This window comes from Micromonospora sp. CNZ286, from assembly GCF_014207755.1.
Genome location: NZ_JACHIZ010000001.1, coordinates 2,417,259 through 2,439,521, shown reverse-complemented (window position 1 = coordinate 2,439,521; position 22,263 = coordinate 2,417,259). Strand labels below are relative to the sequence as shown.

Sequence of the window (22,263 nt, the reverse complement as noted above, 5' to 3'; positions counted from 1 at the left end):
CGCCCGGTAGGACATGCCCGACTTCCACATCCCCAACGACCCGCAGTGGCAGTGGGCGTACGACCTGATCCTCGTCGCCGTCGGCGAGGAGTACCCGAAGGCCGACCCCGCCGCCCTGCGGGCCATGGGCGACGAGCTGTACGCGCTCAGCAGCACCATCCTCAACGGGATGGGCGCGACCGCCAACCTCGGCTACGGGCTGGCCGGGAGCCTGTCCGGCCCGGCGATGGACGCGTTCCAGCAGTACCAGGTCGGTATCACCAAGAACGTGCCGGCCGGCGGCAACATCGCGCTGGCACTGGGCGGCTCGGCCTACAACTTCGCGCTGGACTCGGAGAACACCCAGTACAACATCGTCATCGCGGCCTTCACCCAGGTCGTGGAGATCGCCATCGCGCTGGCCTCCGGCTTCGGCGCGGCAGCGGTGCCCGCCCTGATCAAGATCGGTCAGGAGATCGTCGGGGCGCTGATCAGCCTGTTCCGCCAGCGCCTGCGCAACATGCTGATGCGGCTGGCCTGGGAGGCGTTCCAGGAGGGCCTGGAGGAACTCTGGCAGAGCGCCGCCGCCCAGGTCACGCAGATCATCGAGGGCAACCGCAAGTCCCTCGACTACAAGGACCTGGCGATGGCGTTCGCCGGAGGCGCGTTCATCGGCGCGGGCGTCAGCGGCGTGCAGATGATCGGCGGCAAGTTCTTCCCGAAGATGAACAACAGTGTTCTGTCGCGGGAAGGGCTGTCGGCACTCGCCGAGACGCTGTTCGAGGGCCTGTTCACCATGATGGTCGGTGGCGGCGGCTTCAACCCGTGGGCCACCATGACGTCGTCGATGATCGGCGGAATGGCCCACCACTACGCCACAGTGGTGGGCCAGAGCTACGGCCCGGGCGCCGGTGCCGGTGCGCCACCGCCGACGATCGAGACGAAGAGCCTCACGACCACCGCGCCCACGCCTCCGCCCACCGCCGTGGACGGACCGCCCGTGCCCCCGCCCGCCGGCTCCTCCGCCGGCCCGGGCAGTCAGGGCGGCGGCCCGGGTCCGCAGCCCTCGGGCGGCCCGGTCGTCGGAGGAGGTGCCGGTCAGGGGTCCGGCCCGGGCGACGCCGGGGGTCAGGGGCCGGCGCATCAGGGCTCCGGTGACCAGGGTCCGGGCAACCAGGGCACCGGTCAGGGCAGCGCCGGAAGCACCGCTCCAGGCAGCCAGCCTCCCGGGGGCCAGACCGCGGGCGGCCAAACTGCGGGTGCTCAGACCCCGGGCGGTCAGACCTCCGGGGGCCAAAGCGCTGGCGGTCAGACCGCAGGCGGCCAAACTGCGGGCGGTCAGACCCCGGACACTCAGACTCCGGGCGGCCAAACCGCGGGAGATCAGACCGCGGGCGGTCCAACCGCGGATGGTCAGACCGCCGGTGGTCAGGTCCGCGACGGGTCGCAAGCGGGCGTATCGAACGGCAGCGCGAGCCCCGACGGCGTCGGAGGTCAGACCCCGAGCGGGCCCGGCACGGCCGGTCCGGGCGCCGGCGCCGACCCGCGTGGGGTCGGCGGTGTCGCCACGGGGCCGGGCCCGGCCGCAGGCGGCGAAGCCACGGCACCGCGCGCCGACTCGACGGGTACGCCGGGCGGCAACCCGGCGAGCACCGGCACCGGTACGCCCACGATCGGCACCCCGGCAGCGGGCGCCGACGTCGCCGCGCCCTACGGCGGCGGACTTCCCGGTTTCGACACTCCGACGTCGAGCGGCGGAACAGCCGGTGCCGACACCCCGGCACCCGTGACCTCGCCCGCCACCGCTGCCGAGCCGGTGGCCGTCCCGACCGGCCCCGCACCGTCCACCGCCACACCGAGCGCAGGCACCCCGACAACCACCACGCCGGGCACAGCCGCACCGAGCACCGGCACCGCGAGCACCACCGCACCGCCGACCACCACCGCATCGAGCACCGGCACCCCGTCTGCGAGCACGCCGTCGACCAGCCCACCGACCAGCGCGCCGAGCACCGGCACGTCGACCACGAGCACACCGGCCACCGGTACGCCGCCGTCGACGACCAGCGGCCAGCCGACCGCTCTCCCACGCGACGTCGTCGGCGCCGCGCCCCCGCCACCGATGGCGCCCGTCGACGGCATCTCGGTCGACGGCCCGGCCGTGGTCGCCTCCCCGGCCACCGATCCGGGTACAGGCACGCCCTCCACAGGGGAGCAGGCGGTCGCGGTACCAGGCCCGACCACCGACGCCGCATCGAACGACGTCCACTCGGACGCCTCGGTGGACGCCACCGCCGCCACGGTGGCGGACCACGCCACGGACACGAGCGTCGTCGGCACCGCACCGACGCCGGACGGACCGACGGCAGCGCGGGACGACACCGCCGAACCGACGCCGGACGGGTCGCGAAGCGTGCAAGCGCCGCCGCTCGCCGTCGCGGACCCTGCCGCGACCACCCGGGCCGAGCGGAGCCCGCAGTTCCGGCAGGCCAAGGCGAGCGCGGAACCGAAGCGGCTGCGCACCGAGCGGTACGTGCCCTGGAAGGACACCGTCGTCCCCGGCACGCACCTGCTGCGCGGCGAGATCACGACTATCGACTTCACCACCCGGGAGTTCACCGCCGACGGCAGGGACTACCGGTCGTTCGACGTACACCTGGATCTGGTCTCGAAGAACGACCAGATGTCCCCCCGGGAGTTGCGGGACTTCGCGGAGACGGTGCAGCGCACAGTCGACGAGATGGTCAACGGCCGGTACACGCTGCCCGACGGCCGGCTGCTGCACATCGATTTGGTCGTCGACACGCCTCCGTGGCGCGACGGTATGACCCGCGACTGGCAGGCGGATCCGCGCCGCAACCCGTCGGTCGAGGTGACCTCGGAGACCGGGGTGAGCACCGACCAGCACCTGTGGAACACCGGGGACCGTCTCTCGGTGATGGTGCACGAGGTGATGCACTACCTCGGGGCCAAGGAGGGTCACCAGGCCCCCGAGCACCTGTTCACCACAGTCGACCGTCCCGGGGTGATGGGCGTCGACGTCGGCGCCCTGCCGACGTCGTCGGAGCAGGCCGCGACCTCGACCGGGCCGGTCGACTATCTCACCGCGCAGGATCTGAAGACGATCCACGACGCCGCGCTGACTGCCGGCCCGGTGCGCGACCTGCCGGTGCCGCAGACGGCGCACGACCAGACGCCGGACCCGCGTCCGAATCCGCAGATCCCGTCCCGCGCCCCGGCCCCGCCACCACCGCCCGGCATGACGGGCATGCCGCCACCACCGCCACCGCCACCCGGTATGCCGGGCATGCTCCCACCGCCACCACCGCCGGGCATGCCGCCACCACCCGGCATGCCGCCACCGCCGTCGGCCGGTCCCACGACTCAGGCCGTCGACCTGACCCCGACGGACCTCTCACCCGCCACGCTGCGGCACCGCGCGCCGAGGCCCTCGCCCACCCCCGTCGGCCAGAGGCTGAACGAGAAGTACGGCGTCGTGCACGTCGTGGACCAGGGGTCGCCCGGCGTGGGACACCAGGCCGCGACGGTCGCGATGCTCGACGGGCTGGCCGCCACCGGCTACCGGGGCACGGTCGTGCTGACCTATCCCGGCAACAAGACGCCCTTCTACGCCGAGCAGCTCGGCCGGCAGGAGGAGTTCGAGACACCGGCGGGCTCGTACGACCTGTTCCACCGGGAGTGGACCGGCCACCGCGGTGGGATGGACGTCGTCATGCGACCGCAGGGGCCGCCCGGCACGCGTGAGGATGCCTGGAAGACGACGGACTGGCCCGGCGCGCCACGGGCCAAGGCGTGGCAGGTGGACCGGCAGAAGGGTTTCCGCGAGCAGAAGATCCGCGAGCAGGGCAACACCCAGAGCCTGCGCATGGACGAGCTCGCCACCCGCCTGCTCCCCGAGGGCGACGTGCTGACGGTGCTGCCGGCTGTCGACGTACCGAAGAACGACGACGGCTCGGAGTGGACCGCGGAGCAGAAGCGGGAGTGGTTCCAGCAGGCGTGGGCCGGTCCGCTGCGCGACGCCGCCCGTGGCAGGGACCACGACGTCGTCACGCTCCAGCCGTTCCTGTGGGACCAGTTCCCCCGGCAGGTCCGCAGCACCACCGGGACGGTCGAGGCGGAACTCGACGAGACCTCGACCGGGGTGCCGTCCTACCGTCGCCCGCCGCCCTCCACCCGGCCGGCCGCCCGGGACGTCATCACCGCCACCGGGATCCCCGGGGCCGACGACCTCGCGACGGTGGTCGACGACGACGCCACCGACGTGGTGCTCGTCTACTACGGCGACACGCCTGACACTCCCCCGCACCAGGAGGTCGTCGATCGGCTGGCCGCCGCCGCCCGGCCCGGCCGGAAGACCGTCGTCCTGGTCCTCGGCAACGACGAGCGGGTCCTCACCACGAGCAACGCCGACGTCCACGTCGCCGCGCTGCCCCGTGTCACACCGGAGCAGATGGCCGGTCTCCGCGACCGCGCCACGCTCGTGGTCACCGAGGGCGCGAACACATGGCAGGAGTCGCTCGCGGAGGGCAGGCCCACGCTCTCCGTGACCGGCTCCGAGGGTGACACCAGGCCGTGGCGCAACGAGCCGGCGTCGGTCCGGAACGACGACGCCGCCCGGGGCGGCCATGACCGGCTCGTGGTGGCGTCGGAGTACCTGCGGCACGGCGGTGATCCCGCCACGGTGCGGGACTTCGTCCAGGACGACGACGGCGGTGTCCGCACGTACTTCGACGGGTGGCGGGACGCGCTCGGCCAGACCGGCTCCGACCAGGTCGACCAGGCCCTCGCCACGGTCACCGGCCTGCCGCTGGACCCGGACGCCCGCCCGCGCACCGACGCCGCGCCCGGCGCTCCCCCGGCCGACAACACCCTGCGCGTCCCGGGAGTCCTGCCGGACCGGTTCCCCACGCCCAAGACCCGCGACGAGATCTCCCAGGCGCGCGCCGAGCAGCACGACACCGCGCCACGGCGGATCGCGAACACCAGCGCGTACGACGTCATCGACCGTGGGCTCCATCCCGACACCCGCGTGCCCGACGTGGTCGCCCGCTCGTACGAGCAGGCCGGCCTGACCGTTCCGGCGGGCGACCGGCCCCGCCCGCGCCTCGACGCGGTGGACAACCGCATCGCGTACGACCATCGGGTGCTGGACCTCGGCGACCGCAACGTGCAGGACTTCACGGTCAAGGTCTTCCTGGACCCCCGGGACGACGCGGCGGCGGATGCCCGGCCGGACGTGGAGACCCGGGTACGCGACGCGGTCGACGCGATCTACAACCAGGGCTTCCGGATCGGCGGCGATCAGCTCAACGTCACAGTGGAGTTCGTGACCCGGCCGAGCGAGGCACACGCCGTCGTGGCGCTGCACGGCTCTCCGTCACCGACCACCCAGACCACCTGGTCGACGCACTCCTCCGACCTCGACCTCGCGCACGAGATCGGGCACTTCCTCGGTCTGCGCGACGAGTACTCGGTGGCGGACCGCGCCCTGGACGGCACCTTCGTCCAGGGCGACAACTCGCTGATGGCGACCACCACGCGGCAGCCCGGCAACGATCCGCGGTTGCTGGCGCGCAACGTCCACCGGATCGCCGGTCAGCAGCGCGACGTGCTCTCACCCGACCGTGGCGGGTTGCCGCCCCGGACGGCGCCGGTCCGGTTCGAGCCGGTACGGGTGCCCGGCGGCCGCAACGCGCGGTTCGACGAGCTGACCCGGCACACCCGCGACGTCGGTCCGGGCAACTACCGGCAGGAGACTGCCGACCTCAAGGACGACGGCGCGCCCATCGGGTTCGTCGTCAACTCGATGCTGCCCGCCGACGACGTCGACCAGATCCCCGAGGTGGTCCGTGCCGTCACCGAGGGACTCGCCCCGGGCACCACAGTCGCGTTCGTCTTCGGCGTCAACACCACCGCCGAGGTCCCCGACCTCGCCTTCCGGGACGCGGTCGCCCGGGCCGCCCGGCTCGCCGAGGGCCTCGACGTGCCGGTGGCGGTCAACGGCTACGCGGTCGGCACGAAGAACGGGAAGTTCCCGTACGGCCGCACCCGCAACCAGGTGCTCCGCGACCCCGACACGGTCGCCGCGATCCAGGGCCTCGCGCAGGGCGGTCCGGACGGCGAGGCCCGGCGCTACCCGTACGTGTCGATCCAGGACTTCGACAGGGGCGCCCGGACGACCTCCGACGGCACCCACGTGTTCGACCGCATCGACAGCCGGACCCGCTTCGACCCGGAGTCGACCGGACCGCAGGACGAGCCACCGGCCCGGCCCATGATGATCTCCGGCGGTTACCGCGTCGGCGACACCGAGGAGCTGATCCGGCGTACCCGGGAACGGCTGGAACGACGCGCGCGCGACCACCGGGCGAGGATCGCCGGCCTCCCCGCGGGCAGCGAACGCACGACCGAGCAGCAGAAGCTGGCCGCCGTGCACAACGGCCTCGCCAAGCTCGACACGCAGGCCGGGCGGGACGCCTTCGTCCGGGACTTCACCACAGCCGTGGACGAGGACATGCGGTCCCGGGACCGGCAGGCCACGGTCCACCCGATGCTGCCGTACTCGCCGGAGCCGAACCTGTTCGTCGACGGCCTGCTCACCCTGGGCCGGCCCGAGGTCCGGTTCGGCGACGCGGGCGCGGAGTTCCTCCTGCTGGCCGAGAGCCTGCACCGGGCGTACGGCGAGGAGCTTGCCGTCGCCCACGGCGCGGCGACGCCGGCCGGTCTGCCGGCGGACGTCCTCACCGTCGACGTCCAGGTCGACTCGCAGAACAACAGGCATCCCGACCGCGACCTGGCCTTCATGACGGACTTCGTGGGCGCCGCCACGCCCACCGACCTGTCCCGGCTCGCGGCCGACTTCGCCGTCGGCAACTTCCTGCCGCAGTCGCACGCCGTGCCGACGAACGTCAACCGGCAGCTGTTCTATACCGAGGGCACCGGCTTCAAGGAGTACCGGGCCGAACTGCGCAGGCCGGACCTCGCCGCCCCGAAGCCGTTCGCCGCGCCCACCGACGTGGTGCCCGGCCCGTCGTGGACGTGGCAGCAGACGCTCACGCCGCAGCAGCTGCGGCAGCTCGGCGCGCAACCACACAACAGGTACGTCACCGCCGTCTCGCTGCCGGCGCCGGACACCACCACGGCGCCGGACGTCCCACCCGAGTTCGATCCCGACCTGGACCCGGCACGGCCGGCCCGGACCGTGGGCCTGCCGGACAGCCAGCGCCTCGTCGCCGCGCACCTCGTCGCGACGTCGAACGACTCCGGGACCATCCAGCAGGAGTTCGCCGCCGCCACCGCCGTCGCCGACCGTGGCGGGCTCGACCGGCACTCCGGCTCCCTCTACGACGCGATCGCCGCCGCGCTGCCCGACGGTGACGCCGACGCCCTGCGGATGAGCACGCTGCACGCCGGCCGGGACACGATGAGTCTCGACGAGGCCGCGGCGATGCGGCAGCGCAACCCGTACGACAACGGCCACTTCGTCCGGGCCGTACTCGCCCCCGACCCCGGGGGGCAACGCCGCGACACGCCGGTCGACGACGCCGAACGGCAGCGCATCGCCAACGCGCACGACGTGGTCGAGTTCGCCGCCGCCCGCGGCACCCGGGTGCACCTCGTCGTGTACGACGACCCGGCCGGGACGCCGCGCGACTACCCGGTGGTCGGCGCCCGGCCGCGTGGACGGCTGGAGCTGCTCCGCACCATCGACCCGTCCGGTCACGTCACCTACGCACGCCATGTGCCACCTCCGTCGGCCCCGGCGAGCGACACCGACAGCGACAGCGATTCCGGCGGCTTCGACCTGTTCGGCGACGACGACGGCTACGGAGGCTTCGACGAAGGCTTCGACGACGACAGAAGCGACGACAGCGACGACGGTCTCGCCACGTCCACGCCGGCCGACGACCCGGCCACCCGGTCGGCCGCCGACGACACCACCACCGCAGAAGAGACCGCCGCAGAAGAGACCACCGCCGCGGAGGACACCGCGGGCGGGACGTCGTCGGCCACCGGGACCACCGCGCCGCTGCCGTCGCCCGACGCGGTACGCCGGGGCCTGCCCTCCTACCTGCGGGAAAGCCGCACCCTCGGCCTCGCCGAACAGTTGCGCGCCACCGAGAACGTGGCACTCGGCGCGGCGCTGCGGACCCTCGACGCCGGCCTGTCCGACGACGTGGTCGCCGCCGTGGAGGCGGACAGCCGCGACGACGTGGACCAGTTCCTCGGCGAGGGCCGCCCGTACCCGGTCACGATCGACGGGCGGCCGGCCGAGCTGCGGGTCACCGCCGTCCTCGACTGGGACGCGCTCACAGTGGACCGGGCCCACGACGACCCGCGCAAGGTCTCCGCCAAGAACCGGGAGAACCTCACCCACACGCTGCGCCACAACCGGGACCGGCGGGTCGAGCCGAAGGTGACAGTCACCGCGATGCCCGGTGTCGTCGTCGGCGTCGGCGGCTCGGTGCCGACGGCGCCCACCACCGAGCACTCCGCCGCCCACAAGGACACCTACACGTCCACCACCACTGTCAAGGTCACCGGGCTGACCGAGGTGACGGTGCCGATCCGGTTCGTCGCAAGGCTCGTGCGGCCCGGCCGTCCCGCCGTCGACCCGGTCGAGACCTCCGGCAGCGTCGCTCTCGCCGTACACACGGGGTTGCGGACGGCAGACGCGACAGCGCCGGCCGCCGCGGACCGTGCGCTCGGCGCGCCCGTGCCGGCCCGGTTCGGGGTGGAGAGCGTACGCAGCCGGCCGGCCGATCCGGGCGCCACGTTCTTCGACCAGGTGGAGGCGATCCTCGCCGAGGACGGCATGGCCGACCTCGTGCGGATCGGCGCGCCCGGCCGCCCGGTGATGCAGAAGCTGCTCAGCGACGCGACGTTCTCCGGCAGCCTGCCGGCGATGGTGGTCACCGACCCGGCGAACGTCCACGACGGCTGGGTCCGGTCGGGTTCGCTGCCGCGCGCCGCGCGCAGCGGCTGGCGGCGTTTCTTCCCGGGCCGCGCCCGGCAGGTCGAGGTGCGCCTGGTCGCCCGGCACGTCGAGGAGGTGGAGCGGGTCGACGGGCTCACGCACGTCGACACGTCCGCGCTCGCCGCCGAGAGCACGAGCGCCGCCGCCACCAAGCGGCAGTGGGGGCTGTGGGGCCTCGCCGGCGCCGGAGTGGACGCCGCGCCGCTGAGCCTGGTCGTCGGACCGCGGGTCGGCGGCGGCCGGGAGCGTGGCGCCACCCGGACGATCACCGAGCGGACCGGCGGCAAGCAGACGGTGACCGGCACTGCGCCCGGCGTCCGCTACCGGGTCGAGTACGGCGTCCAGGTGCGCGTCCTGGGCCGCGCGCCGCGGATGCTGTCCGGTTCCGTCGACGCGCTCCAGTGGACCACCGGCGACCGGCTGCCCGGCACCGCCCTCGACCCGGACGGCCGGGAGTGGCGCGGACGGCGCGGCACCGACCGGACCCATTTCGCACCGGCGCGCATCGAGCGGGGTGAGTCGTTCGGCGGCGCGTACCTGACCCGGGTCGGCGACCGGAGCCTGTACGAGACGGTCGCCGACGCGGTGCGGTCGGTGCCCGGTCATGACCGGTTCCGCCTGGCCACCCGCGACGAGACGCTGCGGCACTTCGGCGACCAGCAGCTCGCCGACGGGCTGACCCCCGAGCTTCAGGCGGCACTGACCCGGGCCACCGACCTGCGCACGCAGCTCTCCCCCGACCAGTTGCGCCACCTGGCGGACCGGATCGTCGGCCCGGGGTTGAAGATCCCGCTGATCCGTACCGGCACGTTCCACGACCACGTCACGGTGGTGACGATCAAGGGCAGCCTCGGCGAGGTGTCCGACGGCGACCTGCTCGACCACGACAAGATCGGCACCGCCGCCAAGCGGACCGCCAGGTCCACAGTCACCAGCGCCCGCGACGACAGCCGGTCGGCCGAGCTGAGCCTGGAGCCACGCATCCTGGGCCCGCTCGGTCAGGCCGCCTCGACGCTGCTCGGCGGACCGCGCGCCGCGGTCACCTGGGGCACCACCGACGAGAGCGCCGTCACCGGCGGGCAGTCCACCGAGAGCGACCACGGGCCGGCGCTCGACGACGAGGGCAAGCCCACCGGGGTACGGCTGCGCGAGTTCGCCGCCACCCTCGACCTCACCGTCACCACCACGTCCACGGTGCGGGTCAACCAGGCGGGCCGGCAGCTGTCGTTCGGGGCGTACGGGCGGGACGTGCCCACCGTCGTAGCCGCATCAGAGCAGCGCCCCCGCACGCACCGCCTCGACGTGCGCATGCTCGTCCCGGAGTCGCGGGTCTCCCGGCAACGCCCCGGCGCGGAGCCCAGCCCGGTCCCCCGCGACGTGGAGACCATGGCGTACCCGCCGCCGCTGAGCCGGATGACCGGCGGGCCGCACGACCTCGACGGACGCCGGGTGGAGTCGTTCGTCGGCGCCGACCGGTTGCAGGACGCGGTGGTCGAGACGCTGCGCGAGGCGAGCCGGGACGACGTCTACGCCGTCGAGGACGGCCGGATCTCCACTGTGGTCGCCGACGAGCTGTCGCCCGAGCGCCTCACCGGTGACGCCGAGCTGTTCAGCCGCCCGCTGGCGCTGAGCAACCTGTGGCACGGCCGCCGGGCCGCCGACGCCCGCGCCGACGTGCGGGTACGGCTGCGCCCGACCAACCCGGCGGTGCTCGACGGCGCCGAGTTCGCGCGCGTCAAGCGGACCTTCGCCAGCGGCACCGCCCGCAAGACCACTCACACGCGCGCGGTCGAGCTGAGCGTCTCCGCCACCGGCGTCGCGTCGGTCAGCGGGCCGGTCGCCGACCACGGCGGCAGCACCGGCCGGCCCGGCGGCGCTGTCATCCTGTCCGTCACACCGTGGCGGCGGGCGTGGGGCCGGATGAGCGAGCGCAGCGCCTCCGGGGTCTCCAAGCTGCGTCTCGGCGGCGGCCGGGCCGAACGCGAGCTGCTGGTGCGGGTGGACGTCGAGGCCGAGGTGGTCGCCGAGGCCCGGCACGACAGCAACCTGCGTCCGCTGGGCCGCTGGCCCGGCACACCGGCCCGGCGGGCCGGCCGGCGGCTCACCCTGCCCGGCGCTGTCGTCATGCGGATGACACCGACGGAGCTGAAACGACTCCAGGACCGCGACCGCGCCCGCCGGCACGGCACCGCCGACGTACGGCTGCACCTGCGGCACGCCGAGAACGCCGAGACGCTCCGCGCCGAGCAGCGCGAGCAGCTCGCCCGGATGGCGCGCGAACAGGCCACGGAACTCGGGAACCTGCTGCGGCGGCAGCACACCGACCTGCGTGACGTGCGGGCCTACGTGGACCGGGTCCGGCGGGACCGCCGCATCAGCCGGGCGGGCCGGCAGCTCGCCGACGACTACCTGGCCGATCTCCAGGAACGCCACCGGCGCGAACGCGAGGATCTGGCCGCGGCGCACGAGGTGGCCACGGACGCGCTGCGGACGGCGCAGGAGCGGGAGCGGGCCGAGCAGGCCGAACAGCAACAGCGGGAACGCGACCTGGTACGCGAGGCACAGCAGCGACAGAACGAGGACGCCGGGGACCCCGGCGCACCGGCCCACGCGGCACAACCGGAGTTCCGGGCCGGACCGGAACGGTCCCTCGGCATCGGCGGCGTCACCACCCACATCGACCTCACCGATCGCATCCCGCACCTGCGGCGTGCCCTGGCGCGGGAGTCGAGCGAGGAACTCGCCCAGGCGATCCTGCCGTCCACCCGGGACCGCGGCCCGGACGACCCGGTCCGAGGGCTCGGCAGCACCGGTTTCCTCGGCGCCGCCCACCTGCACCTGGCCGACGCGCTCAACGGCGGCCGGAGCGAGACGGTACGGCTGGAGCGGCGTTTCCGGGGCGCCACGTACGACGTCACGCTCACCGCCGAGCCGGTGGGCGAGCCGAGCTTCACCGGCATCGACCTTGTCGACGAACTGTCCGTCACCGACCGCGCGGTCGTCGGCGAGGCGCAGACCCGCACCACGTCGCGGACGGCGGCGCAGGTCACGCTGACCGGACGTGCGCAGGGCACCGAGACCGACCGGGTTCAGGACGACGCCACCCGCACCACCGGGCACGGCCCGGCCTCCGGCACCGTCGCCGCCGGTCTCACCGGCACCGCCGCCCTCGGCAACCAGGCCACCAAGGCGATCGAGCGCACCGGCCGCACGTACGAGCAGTCGCTGACCGTGTCCGGCCCGGTGCCCACGTACCGCGGGGCGGTCCGCCTGACCGTCACCGTCACCGGGCGCGGGCTGCCCGAGGGCGGCGTGTCGGTCCACGCGGTCCACGACGTCACCACGTACTCGGCGACCGAGGGCAGGAGACTGGCCCCGTCCGGCCCGGTCACACCGGTCGCCGCCGGGCAGACCACCGACGAGGGCCGGCGGCGATGGCGCGAGGAGGCCGGCTTCGACCGGCTGCCCGAGCCGGGCCGGTTCGCCGTCGAGGACGTCCTGGTCGACCTGCCCGGCCTGCACGATGCGGCCCGGCAGGCGCTCGTCGCCTCCGGTGCCGCACCCGGCAGGGACGTCGACGCGGCGCTGCGCGACACACTGACCGTGAGCCGGATCAAGGCGTTGCCGGCGATGTTGAACGGCGCGTACCCGCTGCCGATGCCGGCCGGGCTGGGCCGCGACCTGTTCCTCGACGCCCGGCTGGTGGCCCGCCCGAAGCTCCTGCGCGCGGATGCCACGGTGAAGATCGGCGGCTCGGCGAAGCGCGCCGCGGACACCGAGTACGAGCAGACCGCCGGACGTTCGTTCGCGCTGAAGACGGCCGGGCCGCTCGTCGTCGGCGGCGTCGGCCATCCGGGCGGCGCGAGCCGGGTGGGCGAGCGGCAGGACTTCGCCGCCGTCAACGCGGCCACGCTGGTCGAGCAGCAGCTCTACCGGACCGACCCGGGCGCCCAGGTGAAGGACGAGGGCAAGGTCTCGGTCAGCACGACCGGCAAGCCGGCCCGGCGCACCGATCCGGACGACAACCTCACCGCCGCGGTCGAGTACGACGTCGAGTTCCGTTTCGTCGCGCGTTCCCGCGACGCCGCAGGCAGGCACCGGGCCGGCACGGAGGTCCGGGTGCCCGGCGGTTTCGTGGTCCGGCTGGACGAGGCGGCGGCCCGGGACGTCATCGGCCGGGACCTCTCCCCCGGTCTGCGCGCGTCCGCGCTCGCCGTCGCCGACGCGGCGAAGAAGCTGTCGGCCGCGGCGGCCCGCCTGGACGGCCTGGCCTCCCGGACGGACGCGGACGCCGACGCCGTCGCCGAGGCCGAGCAGTCCGTGACGGAGGCCGAGAACGCCTGGTGGGACGCCTACCGCGCGCACGAGGCCGAGGTGGCCCCGCCACCACCGGCCCCGGCTCCGCCGGTGGACGTGCCCGCCGCCGAGGTGGCCACGCCCACCGCGCAGGCCCCTGTGGTCGGCGACCCGGTCGACGTCACCACCGGCCGGGTCCTCTACACCGAGGTCGACGCCCGCCTGCCGGGGCTCACCCTGGAACGGACCCACCGCTCCGACTACCGGTGGGGCCGCTGCTTCGGCCCGGCCTGGGCCTCCACGCTGGACCAGCGCGTCGTCACCGACGACACGTACGCGCGGTTCCTGGCCGCCGACGGCTCGATCCACACGTACCCGATGCCGGCCGAGGGCGACGAGACGCTGCCGGTCGCCGGCCCCGGCGGGCCGCTGCGCCGGCTGACCGGCGGCGGCTGGCTGCTCACCGAGCCGGGCCGGTCGCTGCTGTTCGCGCCGGCCGACGCGCACGGCGACTCCTGGCTCACCGACGTGGTCACCGACCGCACCGGGTGGCGGATCGAACGCTCCGCCGACGGCATGCCCGGCCTGCTGCTCTCCGCGTCCGGCCCGGTCGTAGTGCCGCACTTGGCCGGCGGCCTGGTCGTCGGCGCACACGTCCGCGCCGCCGACGGCACCGTCCACCTCCCCTCCTTCGGCTACGACGACAGGCGGCGCCTGGTCGAGGTCCGCAACTCCTCCGGACACGAGACGCGGCTGCGCTACGACGACGCGGGCCGGCTCGTGCGCTGGCAGGACCGCAACGGCGAGTGGTTCGGATACGACTACGACGAGGCGGGCCGCTGCGTCCGGGCCGGCGGCGGCGGTGACGTCCTGCGCTACTCCCTGCGCTACGACGACGGCGTCACCCACGTGACGAACTCGCTGGGCGAGGTGACCCGGTACGAGTTCGACGAGCGCCACCTGGTCACCGCGATCGTCGACCCGCTGGGCGCGACGGTCCGGCAGGAGTGGGACGCGGCGCACCGGCTGCTGTCGCACACCGACCCGCTCGGTCGCGTCACCCGCTTCGACCACGAGGCGCGCACGCTCACCCTTCCGGACGGCTCGACCCACCCGGTCCCGCAGCGCCCGCCCGCGCACGCGGACGACATCGAGTTCGGCGCGCTCGGACGGGTCCGGGCGACCCGGGCCCCGGACGGCGCGGTCACGACGTACGGCTGGACCGCCGAGGGGGATCTCGCGTGGCGGGTCCGCCCGGACGGCTCCACGCAACGGTGGTTCTACGACGGTGAAGGGAATCTGGTGGACGTCATCGACGCATCAGGAAGGGCGGTGAGCTTCGAGTACGGCCCCTTCGATCTACCCACGGCACGGGTGGATCAGGCGGGGAACCGCACCGAGTTCACGTACGACACGGAACTACGGCTCATCGGGGTGACGAATCCGGCGGGCCGGACGTGGCACTACGAGTACGACGCGGCAGGCCGGCTGTGCGGGCAGACCGACTTCGACGGCCGTACCCAGCGCTACGAGCACGACGAGGCGGGCCGGCTGGTCGCGCACACCGACGCCGCCGGCACCGTCACCCGCTACCGCTGGGACGCGCGGGGCCGGGTCGTGGAACGCCGGGTCGGCGACGCCGTCACCCGCGTCGAGTACGACGCCGACGGCCACGTGGCGGCAGTGCTCAGCCCGGACGCGCAGGTGCGGTTCACCCGCGACGCCGAGGGCCGGGTGCTGTCCGAGACGATCAACGGCCGGACGGTGCGCACCTCGTACACCGCCTCCGGCACGGTCGAGGCGCGCACCACGCCGTCGGGCCGGTCGAGCCGGTGGACGTTCGACGCCGCCGGCCGCCCGGAGAGCCTGACCGCCGGGGAGCACCTGCTCGGCTTCACCCACGACGACGCCGGCCGGGAGATCGGCCGGACCGTCGGCGGCCTGGTCGCGCTGCGGCAGACCTTCGACGCGGCCGGGCGGCTCACCGGGCAGCACATCGCCGACGCCGCCGAGCGCCGCTACACCTACGACGCCGCCGACCGGGTCACCGCGATCGCCGACTCGCTCGCCGGCGACCTGACGTTCACCGCCGACGACACCGGCCGCGTCCGGGCCGTCGACGGCGACGTCCCGCAGCGGTACGACTACGACGAGGCCGGCACCCTGGTCGGCGCCGGTGGCGGGCGCTGGGAGTTCACCGGCACCATGCTCGTGCGCTCCGACGACGCGACGTTCTCCTACGACGCGAAGGGCCGCCTCACCGGCCGGGTCGACGACGCGGGCGCGTGGCGCTTCGAGTGGGACGCCGAGGACCGGCTGGTCCTGGCCGTCACGCCCGGCGGTGACCGCTGGCGTTACCGCTACGACGGCTTCGGCCGGCGTATCGCGAAGCAGCGTCTCGGCGACGGCGACCGGGTGCTGGAGGAGGTGTCCTTCGCCTGGTCCGGTGACCTGATGCTGGAGCAGACGCACCGCGACGCCGCCGGCGCCACCACCACGACCACGTGGGACTACCGGCCGGACGCGGCGGTGCCGGTCGCGCAGACCGACGACGGCACGCTCCGCGCGGTGATCACCGACACCATCGGCACCCCGACCCACCTGGTCGAGCCGGGCGGCGGGCTGCGCTGGTGGTCGCGGGGCGACCTGTGGGGACGCGGCGCGGACCGGACCGCGACGCCGCTGGCCTTCCCCGGCCAGTACGTCGACGCCGAGACCGGCCTGCACTACAACCGGTTCCGCTACTACGACCCGGCCACCGGCCGGTACGTCAGCCCCGATCCGCTGGGCCTGTCCGGCGGCCCGAACCCGACCGCGTACGTCAGCGACCCGCTGACCGTGGCCGACCCGCTGGGCCTGACCAGTTGCACGCCCGCTCCGACGACGCCGCACCCGCTGGCCGCTGTGGAGCCGGCGCTCGCCGCGCCCTCCGACCAGACGCCCAGCAGCCTGCCCACGAACGCGGCGCCGCCACCGCCGAGCGCGCTCTACGGCATGCCGACCTGGGTGCGGGAGGCCAGGCGCAACCCGGACGGCACCGTCACCTACGAGTACGTGGAGCGCGACACCCCGTCGCCGCCGCCGCTGAGCACACCGGTCGGGCAGGTCACCGCGCAGGCCCAGGCCTGGTTCGACACTGTCGGTTTCGCCTCGCAGACGACGCTGGCCGACACGTCCTCGACGGCGTACCAGAGCTACCAGAGCATCCGTTCCGACCTGTACGCGAGCACCGGGCACCGCCCGCGTACCGGGCCGCGCAGCAACCGGGACGGTCACTTCAACGAGCCGATGGTCGGCAACCGCCCGTACAACAACGCGGAGGGGACCGGCCTCGGCGACCGGATCGGCGCGGAGGCAGACGGCGGTCGCCGGACCGCCGGCCAGATCGCGAACTACCTCCGTGGGTTCACGGCGCTGGACTCCATCACCAGCGCCGCCGGCCGGGAGTTCGCCACCGTGGTCACATTCGCGGAGCAGGCCCGTGGCTACGCCCAGGAGCGCCACGAGGCGGCGAACGCGCTCCAGGAGATCCACTCACTGGCGAGGAGCGAACGCGCACAGCACTACTGGGAGAACGTCGGTCACTGGTACGGCCCCGCCCGTCGTGGCTACGCCAGCGAGGAGGACTACGTTCCGCCGTCGCAGCGGCCCCGGCCCGATCAGCTGATCACCGGTACACGCAGGCCGCAGCGGACCACGACGCACGCGTTCGCCGTCGACGGCGAGCCGAGCGGCAGCCGTGACCGCAGCGACCGGTCGCGCAGCCCGCGGGACCGGAGCCGCCCCAGCGGCAGCAGCCACCGGCGAGGCCGTCGCCAGGAGTACGGCTTCCAGGGGCAGCAGACCGGCCCGGTCAGCATCGGCACCGCCTCTGCCGCGACGCAGGCGGACACCACGACGCCGCTGGCCGAGCAGCTGGCAGCGGCGCAGGGCGACCCGCAGGCACAGAACCGGATCCTCGACACCTTCCGGGACGCGCTGTCCCGGGACGTCCCGTTGAGCAACGGGTCGACGTTGCAGATCATGGCGGCGAACTCGCACGGCGGCACGGCCAACACCGCCGCCGACCTCGAGACGCTCAACGACGCGGACCGGCGGCACCTGCGGCAGATCCACCAGTCCCGCGACGCCGGCAACCAGAACGACTGCATCACGCTCACGATGGCGGTCGACAGCTACAAGCAGTCCGGGCTGATCACCCAGATCCCGTCGCAGACGCAGCCGAGGGAGCTGAGCGACCTCCAGAAGCAGTACCCGGGGCGCACCACCGAGGAGGTCGGCACCCTCCAGGGGCTGGTGGACGCGCTCGGCGCCATGCCGAACGGCACCAACGGCATCGTCGGCTTCCGCACGGGCGGCCCCGGCACCGTCGGCCACGTGGTGAACGTGTCGAAGGACTCGCGGGGCCGGGTGACGTTCGAGGACTCGCAGGTGCCCGGTCTGGCGACGCTGCCGCAGATCGGACCGGACGGCTCCGTCGTCCTGATCCGGACCAGCGACCCGGTGCCCGGCCCGTCCAGCGACGTCGACATGGCCTCCGTCCGCGACGCCGACAGCGACGTCGACATGGCCTCGGTCCGCGACGCCGACAGCGACGTCGACATGGCCTCGGTCCGCGACGGTGACAGCGACGTGGACATGGCCTCGGTCCGCGACAGCGACTCCGACGTGGACATGACGGACTTCTCGCCGACCACCGAGACGTTCGCCGGCGTGGCGCCCGAGGCGGTGGCCAAGACCACCGCGGAGACGCCGACCGTGGGTGACCCGATCGACGTCACCACCGGCCGGATGATCCTCACCCACACCGACGCCGTGATGCCGGGGCTCACGCTGGAGCGGACCTACCGCTCCGACTACCGGTGGGGCCGGTCGTTCGGCCGGGCCTGGGCCTCCACGCTCGACCAGCGGATCATCGTCGACGGCGAGCAGGTCCGGTACCTGGCCGCCGACGGCTCGCTGCTCACCTACCCGCTACCGGCGGAGGGTGAGGTGGCGCAGCCGGAGACCGGCCGGACGCTGCCGCTGCGCCGGCTGGTGGGCGGCGGGTGGCTGCTGACCGATCCGACGTCCGGCCGCAGCCTGCTGTTCGCCGCGGCGTCGCGCACCGAGTCGCTGCTCACCGACGTCACCGACGGCGGCGTCCGCTGGACGATCCACCGCGACCGCCGGGGTACGCCGACGCAGCTGCTGTCGTCCACCGGCGCCACCATCGCGTTCACCTCGTCCGCCGGACTGGTCACGATGGTCTCGCTGCCCAACGCGGCGGGTGACCTGATGGCGGCGTCGCAGTTCGGCTACGACGCCGACCTCAACCTGATCGAGGTGACGAACTCCTCGGGCGACCCCGAGCGCTTCACGTACGCCGACGGGCGGCTGGTGCGCTGGGAGGACCGCAACGGCGAGTGGTACACGTACACCTACGACGAGGCCGGCCGGTGCGTCGCCACCGACGGCAAGGGCGGCTACCTGCGCTACCGGTTCGACTACCAGCCGGGCCGTACGGTGGTGACCGACTCGCTCGGCGCGGTGCGCGTATACGAGCTCAACGACCGCTTCCAGGTGGTCGCGGAGACCGACGCGCTCGGCGCGACCACCCGTAACGTCTGGGACGAGGCGTACCGCCTGCGGTCCACGACCGACCCGCTGGGCCGCACCACCGCGAGCGAGTACGACGCGTACGGGCGGCTGGTCGCGGTCACCCGGCCGGACGGCAGCCGGTCCGTCACCACGTACGACGAACTCGGTCGCGCGGTGTCCTGGACCGACTTCGACGGCAGCACCCGCAACCGCCAGTTCGGCCCGGACGGCCTGCTGATCGCCGAGGTGGACGCCTCCGGTGAGGTGGTCCGGTACGAGCAGCCGGCCGCCGACGGCCGGGGCACGACCACCCACGTCGGACCGACCGCCGTCGTGCACGACACGGCCCGGCAGATCACCGCGGTGAGCACCGGGCAGGGCGAGACGGAGTACACCTACGACGCGCTCGGCCGCCTGTTCAGCATCCAGGACGACACCGGTCTCACCGAGGTCGGCTGGACGCTGGAGGGTGACCTGGCCTGGCGGGAGAACCCGGACGGTTCGGTCGAGGAGTTCCTCTACGACGGCGAGGGCAACCTGGTCGAGTGGGTCGACGCCGCGGGCCGCCGGACGATCCGCGAGTACGGCGCGTTCGACCTGGTCACGGCCGAGATCGACGACGAGGGCAACCGCACCGAGTACGCGTACGACACCGAGCTGCGGCTGGTGCGTGTCACCAACCCGGCGGGTGCGACGTGGAGCTACACGTACGACCCGAACGGGCGGATGGTGTCCGAGACCGACTTCGACGGCCGCACCCAGCGGTACGTCTACGACGCCGCCGGGCAGCTCGTCGAGCGCACCGACGCGGCCGGCGAGGTCACGCACTACACGTACGACCTGCTCGGCCGGGTGGTGGAACGGCGCACCGGCGAGTCGGTGACGCGCATCGCGTACGACGCTGCGGGCCGGGTCGTCCCCGCCGAGGACGGCGGCTCGCAGGCCCGGCTGGAGCACGACGCCGCCGGCCGGGTGGCGAACGGCGCCACAGTGTCCACCTCGTCCGGCGGTTCCCTGCCGGAACCGCACACCGCTCCAGTACCCCGGCGGTGACCCGCCGCCCGCCCCGGCCGTCACGGCGGCCGGGGCGGGCATCCCGTCAGACGAACCACGACAGAGAAGGACTACCCGATGAACGCCGACGACGCCCGCACCCGGGCGCAGACCGCGCTGCGCCGGCTGGAGAACCCGGAGCAGCCGCTGACGCTGCTCGCCCCGGACGCCCCGGCCGAGTACGAGTGGTGCTGGGTGTACCCGTTCAACACGGTCCGGGCCACCGAGACCGGCGACATCATGGACACGCTCGCGGTGGGCCCGCTGGTCGTGCCGAAGAACGGCGCCGAGCCGTGGGTGGCGCCGTCCGGCCCGCCGCTGGAGCGCTGGCTCAACGAGTACGCCGCGCGGGAGGGACTGCCTCCGGTGCCGGTCCCGGCCGCACCGGACCCGTTCGCCTGAGCCGGACGGACGGCCCGCCGTGACCGTACCGTCGCGGCGGGCCGCCGCCACCTGGAGGAACCATGACCCACGGCGCCGAGCCGCTCGACGTGCTGCTGCACCGGATGATGCGCGGCGACGCCGCGATCGAGCAGGTCCAGTCCGCGCTGCGCGCCTCCCCGCTCGACCTCGCGACGAACGGCGACGGCCGTCCCCTTGTCGTCCGCTCCTTCGACGACCTGCCGTGCGTGGTCGTGGCCACCTCGGCCGACGAGCGCGCCCGCACCTTCGCGCCCGGGTGGCGCCGGGTCGAGGCGGCCGAGCTGGCCGAGCTGCTTCCGGACGGCATCGACGTCCTGGTCGACCCGAACGGCCCCGAGCCGGTACGGCTGGCCGCCGCGATCGTCTGGCACGCCCTCCGGTTCGCCGACGAGGACACGGACGGATGAGCGACGACGAGTTCCTGTTCCTGCTCGACCCGCAGTGGCCGGCAGGCGAGGACGACGAACCGCCGTTCGAGGCGGTCGTCGGGGTGTGGCAGGTCGGCGCGGACGGCGAGGTGGGCGAGTTCCGGCGCAACCCGGACTACCGCCCGCACTTCCCGGACTCCCCCACCGACCCGGTCGACGCGCTGCTGCGCCTGGTCGCGGCCGGTGCGGCGCAGCCGGCTCACCTGCGGTCGGTGCTGCGCGCGTCCCCCCTGCACCTGGCCGTGAACGGCGACGGGCGGCCGCTCGTCGTCAGCGCCCCCGGCGACGAGCGGTGCGTGGTGGTCGCCACCGGCGAACCCCACCGGGAGCCGGTGCCGGCGCCCGGGTGGCGGCTGCTGGACCTGGCGGAACTGGCCGGGGCGGCCGGTGACGGTGACGTGCTCGTCAACCCGGGCGGCCCGGCGCCCGCCCGGCTGGCCGCCGCCTTCCTGCACGAGACGGCGGCGACGCGATGAGCACCGGTCTGCTGCACCTGCTCTGCCTGCGTGCCGCGGGCCGGATCCCGGACGGCGACCTCGCCGGCCTGCGTGGCCTGCTCGCCCACGGCGACCACGGCGCCTGCGCCGCACGGCTGCTCGGCGCGTTCCCGCAGTCCGCGGCGGAGATCGCGGTGCTCACCGCGCTGCTGCCCCCGGAGACGCCGCTGCTGCCCGAACCGGCTGCGGACGAGAACGTGGACGCCGAACCGACGGCCCTGTTCGTCCCGTTCCCGCCGGCCGACCTGCCGCTGTACGCGACGGCCGCGCCGCCGGTGGTGGACGAGACCGCCGGTGGCACCGTGGACGACCTCGACCGGGCCCTGCTCGACGTGCTGGACCCGGCGCGCACCGCCGGGGTGTGGCGCTGCTGGCGGATCACCCGGGGGCCGGACGGCACCGTCGAAGCCGTGCGGGTCTACCTGGTCGAGGCGACGGCGCCCGACGACGAACTGCCCGTGATCGCCGACCGGGGACAGCAGGCCCTCGCCGACGCCGGGCACGCCGCGCCGGTCGAGGTGTACCGGCCCGACCTGCCGCTGCCCGCGTACCAGTGGGCGGCCCGGTCCCGGTCCGCGCTGATCTGGGCTCCTCAGCCGGCCGGCGAGGTGCACCTGGCCACCGACGGGGACGCCCGGCTCCCGGTCGACGACGACGAGATCGCGGCGTTCGTCACCCACCTGCGGTCGGCGCCCGCCCTGACCGCGCACCTGCGCACCGACGGCACCTGGGTCTGGCCGGCCGACGTGGCCGACCGGCTGCTCGACGCGGGCGCGCTGGCCGACGAGGGTCTGCTGCGGCACCTGCGGCGGTGCCGGGCCGACCCGCCCGCGCCCGCCGACGCGGTCGCCGTCCACCGGGCGTTCGCCGCCCTGGTACGCGCGAGGGCGCTCTGACCGGGTGCACGAACGCCTCGGGTCGCGGTGTCCTTCGGGCACGAGCCCCGGCGCTGCGCGGCGCTCCCGTCGGCCGCCGTGGTCGAATGCGCCGACGCCCGCCGACGAGGACG

5 protein-coding genes are annotated in these 22,263 nt (G+C 74.3%); all 5 read left to right on the top strand.

The window, feature by feature from the left end; translation table 11 throughout:
• Nucleotides 1-13 precede the first annotated feature (13 nt).
• The 5 genes from FHX31_RS11010 to FHX31_RS10990 all read left to right on the top strand — a co-directional run bounded on the left by FHX31_RS11010 (nucleotide 14) and on the right by FHX31_RS10990 (nucleotide 22,150).
• Nucleotides 14-19,906: a DUF6531 domain-containing protein gene (locus FHX31_RS11010; RefSeq protein WP_184975975.1), complete on the top strand. Its 19,893-nt coding sequence runs from the start codon at nucleotides 14-16 to the stop codon at nucleotides 19,904-19,906.
• Nucleotides 19,907-19,984: 78 nt separating this feature from the next.
• Nucleotides 19,985-20,308 (top strand): YrhB family protein, encoded by a 324-nt coding sequence (locus FHX31_RS11005; protein ID WP_013286993.1) that lies wholly within the window; start codon nucleotides 19,985-19,987, stop codon nucleotides 20,306-20,308.
• A 62-nt stretch (nucleotides 20,309-20,370) separates the two neighbouring features.
• Nucleotides 20,371-20,736 (top strand): type VII secretion system-associated protein, encoded by a 366-nt coding sequence (locus tag FHX31_RS11000; protein ID WP_184975972.1) that lies wholly within the window; start codon nucleotides 20,371-20,373, stop codon nucleotides 20,734-20,736.
• Nucleotides 20,733-21,233 carry a type VII secretion system-associated protein gene (locus tag FHX31_RS10995; protein WP_013476333.1) on the top strand — a complete coding sequence of 167 codons (501 nt, stop codon included), beginning with the start codon at nucleotides 20,733-20,735 and terminating at the stop codon, nucleotides 21,231-21,233. The genes FHX31_RS11000 and FHX31_RS10995 overlap by 4 nt, the downstream gene beginning before the upstream one ends.
• A complete protein-coding gene (locus tag FHX31_RS10990; RefSeq protein WP_184975969.1) occupies nucleotides 21,230-22,150 on the top strand; it encodes a hypothetical protein in 921 nt (306 codons plus the stop codon). The genes FHX31_RS10995 and FHX31_RS10990 overlap by 4 nt, the downstream gene beginning before the upstream one ends.
• Nucleotides 22,151-22,263: the final 113 nt, after the last annotated feature.

What these genes read in the sequence shown, in the direction of transcription:
- FHX31_RS11010 (WP_184975975.1), top strand. Translation starts at nt 14, where the DNA reads ATGCCCGACTTCCACATCCCCAACGACCCGCAGTGGCAGTGGGCGTAC.
- FHX31_RS11000 (WP_184975972.1), top strand. Translation starts at nt 20,371, where the DNA reads ATGACCCACGGCGCCGAGCCGCTCGACGTGCTGCTGCACCGGATGATG.
- FHX31_RS10990 (WP_184975969.1), top strand. Translation starts at nt 21,230, where the DNA reads ATGAGCACCGGTCTGCTGCACCTGCTCTGCCTGCGTGCCGCGGGCCGG.
- FHX31_RS11005 (WP_013286993.1), top strand. Translation starts at nt 19,985, where the DNA reads ATGAACGCCGACGACGCCCGCACCCGGGCGCAGACCGCGCTGCGCCGG.
- FHX31_RS10995 (WP_013476333.1), top strand. Translation starts at nt 20,733, where the DNA reads ATGAGCGACGACGAGTTCCTGTTCCTGCTCGACCCGCAGTGGCCGGCA.